Annotated in this window: 8 protein-coding genes; 1 reads left to right on the top strand and 7 read right to left on the bottom strand. The window is 73.6% G+C overall.

The window, feature by feature from the left end:
• The 4 genes from VFW24_05620 to VFW24_05605 all read right to left on the bottom strand — a co-directional run.
• Positions 1 to 208 (bottom strand): site-specific integrase (locus VFW24_05620; GenBank protein ID HEX5266232.1); only part of this gene is annotated, 208 nt, incomplete at its 3' end.
• The gene (gene ald / locus VFW24_05615) at positions 196 to 1305 is read right to left on the bottom strand and encodes an alanine dehydrogenase (protein HEX5266231.1); all 1110 of its coding nucleotides are present in this window, start codon (positions 1303 to 1305) and stop codon (positions 196 to 198) included. The genes ald and VFW24_05620, both read right to left, overlap by 13 nt.
• A complete protein-coding gene (locus tag VFW24_05610) occupies positions 1302 to 1844 on the bottom strand; it encodes an NUDIX hydrolase (protein ID HEX5266230.1) in 543 nt (180 codons plus the stop codon). Before VFW24_05610 ends, ald begins: the two co-directional genes overlap by 4 nt.
• A 42-nt stretch (positions 1845 to 1886) precedes the next feature.
• A complete protein-coding gene (locus VFW24_05605; GenBank protein ID HEX5266229.1) occupies positions 1887 to 3506 on the bottom strand; it encodes a CTP synthase in 1620 nt (539 codons plus the stop codon).
• Positions 3507 to 3670: 164 nt separating this feature from the next.
• Between VFW24_05605 and VFW24_05600 the strand changes: the two genes are divergently transcribed.
• Entirely contained in the window at positions 3671 to 4486 is an 816-nt protein-coding gene (locus VFW24_05600) for a DegV family protein (GenBank protein ID HEX5266228.1), read from the top strand.
• On the opposite strand, the gene recN is transcribed toward VFW24_05600, so the two are convergent.
• From recN to VFW24_05585, 3 genes are all read right to left on the bottom strand, one after another.
• Positions 4483 to 6066 (bottom strand): DNA repair protein RecN, encoded by a 1584-nt coding sequence (recN, locus tag VFW24_05595; protein HEX5266227.1) that lies wholly within the window; start codon positions 6064 to 6066, stop codon positions 4483 to 4485. The genes VFW24_05600 and recN overlap by 4 nt on opposite strands.
• 5 nt (positions 6067 to 6071) lie before the next feature.
• The gene (locus VFW24_05590) at positions 6072 to 6947 is read right to left on the bottom strand and encodes an NAD(+)/NADH kinase (protein ID HEX5266226.1); all 876 of its coding nucleotides are present in this window, start codon (positions 6945 to 6947) and stop codon (positions 6072 to 6074) included.
• A gap of 1 nt (position 6948) precedes the next feature.
• A partial coding sequence (locus VFW24_05585; protein ID HEX5266225.1) for a hypothetical protein occupies positions 6949 to 7217 on the bottom strand: 269 nt, incomplete at its 5' end.

The raw sequence follows: 7217 nt of genomic DNA, 5'->3' as shown, positions 1-7217 counted from the left end.
ACGGCTTGCGGCCGGAGGCGCGCAGGTGGGCGACGTAGTCGACGACCACCGCCTCGCCGACCTGGCCGAGGCTCACCCCCCGCTCCCGGAGGTAGGCCTCGTAGGCGACCAGGTCCCGGCGGTAGGCGGCGAGGGTGTTGCCCGCCCGCCCCCGCTCCACGGCCAGCCACGACAGGAACTCCTCGGCGTCGGGGCTCAGGACAGGCATGCGAGCGGGTCGGCGTAAGGCAGGCCGAGGGCGTCGGCCACGGCGGCGTTGGTGACCTTCCCGTCCACCGTGGTGACGCCCCCGCGCAACGTGGAGTCGGCCCGGGCCGCGCCCGGAAGGCCCCGCTCGGCGATCTCGAGCACGTACGGCAGGGTGGCGTTGGTCAGGGCGTAGGTCGAGGTGTGGGGCACGGCGCCGGGGACGTTGCCGACCGCGTAGTGCAGCACCTCGTGCACGACGTAGACCGGGTCGTCGTGGGTCGTCTCGTGGGCGGTCGCGACGCACCCCCCCTGGTCGATGGCCACGTCGACGATGACCGCCCCGGGCCGCATGGCCCGCACCATGTCCTCGGTCACGATCGTCGGCGCCCGCCCCCCGGCCACCAGCACCGCCCCGATGACGAGGTCGGCGTCGGTCACCGCCGTCTCGACCGTTCCCCGGTTGGACGCCAGGGTCATGATCCGGCCCTTGTGGATCTGGTCGACCCACCGGAGGCGGTCGAGGTTGCGGTCGAGCAGGACGACCTCGGCCTCCATGCCCTGGGCTATCCACGCCGCGTTCCAACCGACGTTCCCCGCCCCCAGCACCACGACCCGGGCCGGTCGCACCCCCGGCGCCCCGCCGAGCAGCACGCCCCGGCCCCCGTTGTTGCGCTCCAGCCAGTGGGCCCCGATCTGGGGGGCCATCCGCCCCGCCACCTCGCTCATCGGCGCGAGGAGCGGAAGGGCCCCATCGGGCTGCTGGACGGTCTCGTAGGCCACCGCCCGGGTGCCGGCCTTCAACAGGGCCCGGGCCACCTCCGGGTAGGCGGCCAGGTGGAGGTAGGTGAACAGCACCAGGTCGGAGCGGAGGTGGGCGAGCTCGGCCTCCTGGGGCTCCTTCACCTTGACGACCAGCTCGGCCCCCCAGGCGTCGCCGGCGGTGACCAGCCGGGCCCCGGCCTGCCCGTAGGCGTCGTCGTGGATCGAGGAGCCCTCGCCCGCGCCGGCCTCGACCAGGACCGAGTGGCCGTGGGCGGTCAGCTCCCGCACCCCGTCCGGGGTCAGCGCCACCCGGCTCTCGGCGGTCTTCACCTCGGCGGGGACGCCGATGATCACGGGCGCAGGTGCTCGCGCGTCAGGGTCAGGCCGATGATCGTCTTGGCGTCGACGATCTCCCCGCTGGCGATGAGCCCCGGGACGGCGTCGAGGTCGATCCGGTGCACCGACATGTGGCCCTCCTCGATCCCCGCCGCCTCCCGCCCCACCTCCTCGAGGTCCTCGGCCAGGTAGAGGTGGGAGAGCTCGTCGGAGAAGCCGGGGCTGTTGTAGAAGCGGGCCAGCAGGTGGAGCCGGCCCGGCCGGTACCCGATCTCCTCGGCCAGCTCCCGCGCCGCGGTGGCCTCGGGCGCCTCCCCCGCCACGTCGCGCTTGCCGGCGGGGACCTCGAGCAGCTCGGCACCCACCGCCGCCCGGAACTGGCGGACGAGGACCACGGTGCGCCGGTCCAGCAGGGGGACGACCACCACCGCCCCCGGGTGGTGCACGATCTGGCGCTCGAACTCCGTCCCGTCCGGAGCGGCGAAGCGGGCCACCCCGACCTGGATCACCGGCCCGCGGGTCACCTCGGTCTCGTCGAGCTTGCGGAACTGCGTCACGGGCTCAGCCGGATGGATCGGGACCGCGGTGCGGGGCGACGGTCAGGCGTGCAGGCGCCGGCCCCACGCCCGCTCGGCGGCGGCCCCCACCAGCTCGAGGAACAGCGGGTGGGGCCGGTCGGGACGGCTCTTGAACTCCGGGTGGGCCTGGGTCCCGAGCCAGAACGGGTGGTCGGCCAGCTCGACGAACTCGACGAGGCGGTCGTCGGGGGACGTGCCCGAGCAGACCAGCCCGGCGTCCTCGAGCCGGCGCCGGTAGGACGGGTTCACCTCGAAGCGGTGGCGGTGGCGCTCCCGCACCACCTGCTCCCCGTAGGCCTCCGCCACCCGGCTCTTGGACTTGAGCACGGCCACGTAGGAGCCCAGCCGCATGGTCCCGCCCTTGTCCACCACCTCGTGCTGCTCGTTCATGAGGTCGATGACCGGGTGGGGGGTGGCGGGGTCGAACTCCCGGGAGTGGGCCCCGGTGAGGCCGGCCACGTTGCGGGCGTAGTCGACAACCATCACCTGCAGCCCCAGGCACAGCCCGAGGCAGGGCACGTCGTGCTCGCGGGCGTAGCCGGCGGCGGCGATCTTGCCGTCGATCCCCCGCTCCCCGAACCCGCCCGGGATCACCATCCCGTCGAGGTTCCGCAGGCGGTCCTCGGCCAGGAGCCCGGTGACCTCCTCGGCGGGGATCCAGTCGACCTCGACGCGCACCCCGTGGGCAAAGCCGGCGTGGCGCAGGGCCTCGACCACCGACAGGTAGGCGTCGCGCACGCGGTACTTCCCCACCAACCCGATGCGGACCGGATCGGTCGCCGCGTCGATGCGGTCGACCATCGCCTCCCACGACCCCAGGTCCAGCTCGTGGTCGGGATCGTCGAAGTGGAGCAGCCGGCAGACGTAGTCGTCGAAGCCCTCGCGGTGCAGCACGAGGGGGATCTCGTAGATGTTGCGGGCGTTGGCGACCGACACCACCGCCTCCATCGGCACGTCGCAGAGGTTGGAGACCTTCTGCTTGAGCCCGTCGGTGATGTGCTGGTCGCTGCGGCACACGATGACGTCGGGCTGGATGCCCCGGCTGCGCAGCTCGGTCACCGAGTGCTGGGTGGGCTTGGTCTTCTGCTCCCCCGCCGCCCCCAGGTAGGGCACGAGCGTGAGGTGGATGTAGCAGACGTTCTCCCGCCCGACGTCCTTGCGGAACTGGCGGATGGCCTCGAGGAACGGGAGGATCTCGATGTCGCCGACCGTGCCGCCGACCTCGGTGATGACCACGTCCATGTCGTCGGTGGCCAGCCGCAGGATGCGCTGCTTGATCTCGTCGGTGATGTGGGGGATGACCTGGACCGTGCGCCCGAGGAAGTCCCCCCGGCGCTCCTTGGCGATCACCGAGCGGTAGATCGACCCGGTCGTGGAGTTGGAGTCCCGGGTCAGGGGCTCGTCGATGAACCGCTCGTAGTGCCCGAGGTCGAGGTCGGTCTCCCCGCCGTCGTCGGTGACGAACACCTCCCCGTGTTCGTCGGGGTTCATGGTCCCCGGATCGACGTTGAGGTAGGGGTCGAGCTTCTGCATGGTGACCCGCAGACCCCGGGACCGCAGCAGCCGACCGAGCGACGATGCCGTGAGGCCCTTCCCGAGAGAGCTGGCCACACCTCCCGTCACGAAGATGTGCTTTGCCACAAACTCCTCCTCGGCTAGCCCGGTCCACGGTAGCGCAGCCGTGGGGCCGCCCTGGGTGACCTGGCGGAGATCGGGGTGGCCCGGGGGGCCCGGGACCATCGGACGGTATGTCCTACGGGGTGGGCGTGGCCCCGTACTCTGCGGGTATGCCAGGGGGCGTCAGGGTGGTTACAGATTCGGCTGCCGCGCTGCCCCGGGAAGTGGCGGAGGCCCACGGGATCTCCGTCGTTCCGCTGGGGCTGACGATCGGTGGGCTTCCCGTGCAGGAGGAGGCGCTCGACCTCGAGGAGCTGATCGCCCGATTCGACGAAGGAGTGCGGACGTCGGGACCGGCGCCGGGTGACTTCGCCAAGGCGGTCGAGGAGGCGCAGACCGGTGACGGCGTGGTCGTCGTCACGCTGGCCCGCGACCTCTCGAGCACCTACCGGTCGGCGATGGTCGGATCGCAGGAGGCCCAGGGGCCGGTGGAGGTGGTGGACTCCCGGACCGCCGCCGGGGCCGAGGGCCTGGTGGCGCTGGCCGCAGCCCGGGCCGCCGCCGAAGGGCAGTCGCTCCCCGACGTGGTCCGGACGGCGGAGAGGACCCGCGCCGCGGTGCGGCTCGTCGGCGCCCTCGACAACCTGGAGTACCTGGTGAAGGGGGGCCACATCCCCGCTGCTGCCGGGTGGGCGGCGCAGCGGCTGAACGTGCGGCCGGTGATCGAGCTGGGGGACGGGAAGGTGCGCCCGCACCGGCCGGCGTTCTCCCGCGAGGCGGCGCTCGAGCGGCTCCTCGACTACTGGCGGCGGACCGTCGTGCCCGGGGCGCCACTGCACCTGGTCGCCATGCACTCGCTCGGCACCGCCGACGCCGAGGCCCTGCTGGCGTCGGTGCGGGCCGAGGTGACCCCGGCCACCAGCTTCCTGTCCGGGTTCGGGACCTCGCTCGTGGCCCACACCGGGCCCGGGCTGGTGGGGCTGGCCTGGTACTGGGAGCGCTAGGAGCGGTGGGCGGCTTCCAGCAGCTCCTTGGCGTGGTCCCGGGCCGAGGCGCTGTCCGGACGACCGGCCAGCATCCGGGACAGCTCGACCACCCGGGCCTCTGAGTCCAGGGCCTCGATCTCGGTGCGGGTCGACTTGCGGCCGGCCACCTTGCGCACCGCCACCTGCTGATCGGCGAAGGCCGCCACCTGGGCCAGGTGGGTGACCACCAGGACCTGGTGCCCGGCCCGGGCCAGGTCGGCCAGGGCCCGCCCCACCGCCACCGCCGCCTCCCCACCCACGCCGGCATCCACCTCGTCGAAGACCAGAACCGGGGGCCCGGCCGCGAACACCAGCCGGGCCGCCAGCATCACCCGGGCCAGCTCCCCGCCCGAGGCCACCTTGGCGAGCGGCAGCGGGGGTGACCCCGGGTTGGCGGACAGGAGGAGGGTGACGGCGTCACCGGGCTCCTCCTCTCCGACCTCGATCTCGAAGCGGGCGGCGGGCATGGCCAGCTTGGTCAGGTGCCGCCCCACGGCCTTGGCGAAGCGGGGGGCCGCCTCCCGGCGGGCCCGCCCCACCTCCACCTCCGCCTCGGCGACCGCGGTGGCCGCCTCCCGGCGCTCGGCTTCCAGCCGGGTCACCGCCGCCTCGTGGCCCTCGAGCTCGGCCCGGCGCCGGCGGGCGTCGGCGGCAAAGGCCAGGACGTCTTCCAGGCTGTCCCCGTACTTCCGGCGGAGGTCGCGCAGCAGCTGGCGCCGGCGGCGCACCTCATCGAGCCGCTCGGGGTCCTCCTGGATCGACTCCGCCGCGCTCCGGAGCTCGTCGGCCACGTCGGCCAGCTCGGCGGCCAGCCCCTGGAGCCTCCGGTGGGGACCGTCGAGCACGGTCCGCCCGGCGCAGGCGGCCAGCGCCGCGCCCACGGCGTCGGCCGCGCCCTGCTCGCCCACCAGCACCGACCGGGCCAGCTCCGCCGCCTGGCGGTGGGCCTCGGCCGAGATGAGCAGGTCCTCCTCGACCTCGAGGGCCGCCCCCTCGCCGGGGTCGCTGATGCCGGCGACGTCGATCTCCTCGAGCTGGAAGGCGACGAGGTCGAGCTCCCGGGCCCGGGACCGGCTGTCCCCACCCAGCCCCTCCAGCGACGACTCGACCTCGTGCAGGTGGGCCCGGGCCCGCCGGAGCGGGCCGAGGTCGACGCCGGCGTAGGCGTCGAGGGCGTCGCGCTGACCCCCGCCCCGCAGCAGCGACTGGTGCGAGTGCTGCCCGTGGAGGTCGACCAGCTGCTCGGCCAGCTCCGCCAGCGCCGACACCTGCGCCATCCGCCCGTCGAGGTAGGCGCGGGAGCGCCCGGAGGCGGGGACGGAGCGGGACAGGATCCGTTCCTCGCCGTCCACGAGGAAGCGGCCCTCGACCACGGCCTCGCCAGCGCCGGGGCTGACCACCACCCCGTCGGCCCGTCCCCCGGTGAGCAGCTCGATGGCCTCCACCAGAAGGGTCTTCCCGGCACCCGTCTCCCCGGTGAGGGCGGTCAGGCCCGGGGCCAGGGTGAGCGAGAGCGACTCGATGACGCCGAGGTTGCGCACCGCCAGCTCGGTCAGCATGGCGGTCACCGGTCGCTCAGCCCGAACTTGGACTTGAGGATGGCGTGGAACCCGATGTGCTCTCCGAACCTGACCAGCCGCACGGCCCGCGGCGCGGCCCGGCAGTCCACGACGTCACCAGGGTTGAGCACTCCGGCCTCGCCGCCGTCGACGACCAGGACGGCCGGGCGCTCGGACAGGATCTCGACCGACACCAGCGTGTCCGGGTCGAGGACCAGGCTGCGGTCGAACAGCATGTGCGGGGACACCGGCGTCACGAGCAGGGCGCGCAGGTTCGGGGAGAGGATCGGGCCGCGCGCCGACAGGTTGTACGCGGTCGAACCCGTCGGCGTGGAGACGATCAACCCGTCGGCGGCGTAGGTCATGAACGGCTCGCCCGCCAGTGACAGGCCCAGGTGCACGGTGTGGCCGGGCACGGTCTTCTCGAGCACCGCCTCGTTGAGCGCCGTCAGGTGCGGGCCGCCGTTGCTCGGACCGGCTCCCGACCCGGCGCGTCGCACGCGCACCTGGAGGGCCAGCCGCTCGTCGACGACGTAACTCCCGTTGAGGAACCCGTCGAGGGCCTCGCAGAGACGCGTCGGCTCGACCGACGTGAGGTAGCCGAGCTGGCCCAGGTTCACGCCCAGGACGGGCACGCCCTTTCCCGCCGCCATCTGCACGGTGCGCAACATGGTCCCGTCGCCTCCCAGGCTGACGGCCAGATCGGCCCCGTCGATGGCGTCGTCGGGTCCGGCCGGCTGCGCCCCCTCGAGCACGGGCGCGCCGTCCTCCTTGGGCACCACGACGCGATGACCACGCTCCCGCAGCCACGCCACCGCTTCGCGCCCCAGCTCGACCGCCTGCGGACGCTGCGGATGGAGGACCAGCGTCACCACGGCCATGTCAGGAGCCCGATGCCTCGGTGATCACGCCCTCCACGCCGGGCACGTTCTCGTCCCCCGGGGTGTGGGCCCGGGCGTGCAGGAGGAACTCCACATTGCCCTCGGCGCCGGTGATCGGGGAGACCATGGTCCCCATCATGGCCGCCCCCGCTGCCGCCACCGCGGCACCGACAGCGACCAGCGACCGCCTCCATTCGTCGGGATCGGTCACGACACCCCGACCCCGCGACACGGCGGCGCGCCCCGCCTCGAACTGCGGCTTCACCAGCA

This window comes from Acidimicrobiales bacterium, from assembly GCA_036273495.1.
Lineage (GTDB): Bacteria > Actinomycetota > Acidimicrobiia > Acidimicrobiales > JAJPHE01 > DASSEU01.
This window is presented reverse-complemented; position numbering and strand designations above follow the sequence as displayed.

Coding starts and splice junctions, on each gene's coding strand:
- recN (HEX5266227.1), bottom strand. CDS start 6,066: ATGCTGACCGAGCTGGCGGTGCGCAACCTCGGCGTCATCGAGTCGCTC.
- VFW24_05590 (HEX5266226.1), bottom strand. CDS start 6,947: ATGGCCGTGGTGACGCTGGTCCTCCATCCGCAGCGTCCGCAGGCGGTC.